This window comes from Peribacillus sp. P4_B1 (assembly GCF_056402395.1).
Window position 1 is genome coordinate 1 of record NZ_JBFUHM010000126.1, and the last position, 2547, is coordinate 2547.

Consider the following 2547-nt stretch of genomic DNA (forward strand, 5'->3'; position numbering starts at 1 on the left):
GATACACGCATTATCCATTAGCTCCATGGCTGATGGTAGGATTCCTGACGATAAAATGCTGGTAATGGCATGACCGGAGTCGATCAAATGATTGAAGTGGGCGACAAATGTATGTTTTGATTGCGGTTTTGGAATTAAGCGAATGATTGCCTCTGTAACGATGCCCAAGGTACCTTCCGATCCTACAATCAATCGTGTCAAATCATACCCTGTTACATTCTTTACAGTCTTTCCGCCAGTGCGGATGATTTCTCCCGTAGGTGTGACCACCTCCAGGCCTATCACATATTCTTTTGTCGTTCCGTATTTCAATCCCTTTGGCCCGCTGGAGTTTTCCAATAGATTTCCGCCAATTGTGGCAACATTGGAACTGCTTGGATCAGGCGGATAGAACAAGCCGGCTTCTTCAGCCTTTTTATGGATATTTGCCGTTATCACACCTGGAGAGACAATGGCAAGCATATTTTCCCGATCAATGATCAATTTATCCCGTAAAAGGGTCATATCAAGAACCATCCCCCCTTTAACAGGTAAAGGGCCGCCACTTAGCGAAGTTCCGGATCCTCTAGGGTAAACAGGTATTTTGTGAGTATTAGCCAATTTAACCACCTCACTGATTTCCTCCGCGTTTTTTGGCTGTATAACGATTTCAGGTAAATATTCCCCAAAAGAAGCGTCATAGCTATAACAATACCTTTCTGCCAAATCAAGGTACATTCTATCACTTGGAATTACCTGACTAAGATCGTCCAGGGCTTCTTTCTCCATAATTCTCACTTCCTTTCATTGATGTAATATAATGGTATTCTATTATCCTGCTAGATATAATGAAATAAAAAAGGAGGGTTTTTATTGAAAATAGCACTTATTCACGCAACCACCACTGCACTAAAACCAATTGAAATGGCATTTCAAACAGTTGCTCCGAACATTGAACTCCTTCATTTCATGGACACGGGCCTTCTCGCCTTGATGGAAAAGAGCAGCAAGTTAACTCCGGAAATCATCCGCCGCTTTTCATCATTAGTGAGTTTAGCCTATGATTCTGGCGTTTCATGCATCCAACTTACTTGCTCTGCTTTTAATGACATCACTTCAATTTTACAACCTCTTTATTCTGTAAAGTTATTTCGTTCAGATGAGGCCATGCTTGATGAAGCACCTCGATATACTAGCATCGGCCTGGTTTCAACCGTAAAAGAAACGCCCGTCGCCCTTCAAAATTATTTATTGAATAAGAATCCGGACTGTTTGATCGAATCATTGGTAGATCCATGGGTCATTCATTTATTATCTCAAGGAAAAAGAAAGGAACATGACGATCGAGTAAAAAAGATGGTGGAACAATTGGATGGAAAGACAGAAGTGATTTTGCTTTCACAATATAGTATGGAGCATGTCGCAAAGCAAGTTAACCCTTCTGTCCCTATCCTAACGGCACCACTTTTGGCTGCTAAAAGGTGCTTGGATCATTTGAATGGAACGTTTAGCTGATTTTTTTCTGGATAAAATCCGAGCTTGGTCAGCAGGATCGATTGTCACATCACTAAAATCCTTATTAACCGTTTGTATGATGGGAACCACCAAAAACTTTTCCAACACCCTGAATTTTTTCAAGTATGACGATTAGAAGGACTGATATGAAAATAACCACGCTTGACACGGATGCAACGATTGGATTGTAGGCATCCTGCATTTGCGAGAAAATCTCGATCGGCAGCGTTCTCATCTCAGGTGATACCATAAAGAGCGAGACCGTTACATTATCAAATGATGTCAAAAATGCGAATAATCCCCCTGAGATGGCCGCGGATCCAATTAGCGGCAGTGTCACTTTCATGAATACTGTTAGTGGATTCGCTCCAAGTATGGCCGCGGCCCGTTCGAGATTATAATCAAATCCACTTAAACCGGTTAATACGAGCCGCATAACATATGGTATGCAAATGACGATATGGGCAATTAAAAATCCTGTAGATGTACCGGCAAGCATCATTGGTGTAAAGTACATTAAAAGTGCAATCCCTAAGACTAATTGCGGCACACTTAATGGAGAAGTTAATAGGGCCGTAATATACGATTTTCCTGGTATATCATACTTTGCGATGCCAAGGGCTCCCAAAGTTCCGAATATGACGGAGAAAAGGGCAGCTAATGCTGCGAACTTCGCACTATTCAAAAATGCTTCCAAAAATTCAGGTCGCTCCAAGATTTTGGCATACCATTTCAGCGAGAAGCCTTCAGCCGGAAAACTTGGATAATTGGCACTTGTAAAAGAAGCGGGAATAACGACAATGAGCGGTATCAAGATATAGATAATGGCCAACACGGCTACGGCAATCCGAAGGCCTCCAAACGTTTTCATCATCGGAATACCTCCTTGAATTTCCCTTTTTCAAACGCTCTGGTAAAGACAGCTACTGATATGACAGTGGTTGCTAATAGAATATAAGAAAGAGCAGATCCGAATGTCCAATGTAGCAAATTATTTATTTGATCATAGATGACAACAGGCATCACGGGCACATTGGCTCCCCCCATTAATGC

3 protein-coding genes and 1 pseudogene are annotated in these 2547 nt (G+C 41.8%); 1 reads left to right on the forward strand and 3 read right to left on the reverse strand.

The genetic code is table 11. The features are described from left to right. On the reverse strand, positions 1-768 hold a 768-nt coding region (locus tag AC1DVK_RS26670), incomplete at its 3' end, for an FAD-binding oxidoreductase (RefSeq protein WP_477627804.1). Between the two features lie 84 nt (positions 769-852). On the opposite strand from AC1DVK_RS26670, the gene AC1DVK_RS26675 reads away from it, so the two are divergent. Beyond that, entirely contained in the window at positions 853-1494 is a 642-nt protein-coding gene (locus tag AC1DVK_RS26675; RefSeq protein ID WP_477627805.1) for a hypothetical protein, read from the forward strand. A 64-nt stretch (positions 1495-1558) separates the two neighbouring features. On the opposite strand, the gene AC1DVK_RS26680 is transcribed toward AC1DVK_RS26675, so the two are convergent. Both AC1DVK_RS26680 and AC1DVK_RS26685 read right to left on the reverse strand, forming a co-directional pair. Further along, the gene (locus AC1DVK_RS26680; protein WP_089362330.1) at positions 1559-2365 is read right to left on the reverse strand and encodes an ABC transporter permease; all 807 of its coding nucleotides are present in this window, start codon (positions 2363-2365) and stop codon (positions 1559-1561) included. After that, positions 2365-2547, reverse strand: a pseudogene (locus AC1DVK_RS26685) (ABC transporter permease); the annotation flags it as partial. The gene AC1DVK_RS26680 and the pseudogene AC1DVK_RS26685, both read right to left, overlap by 1 nt.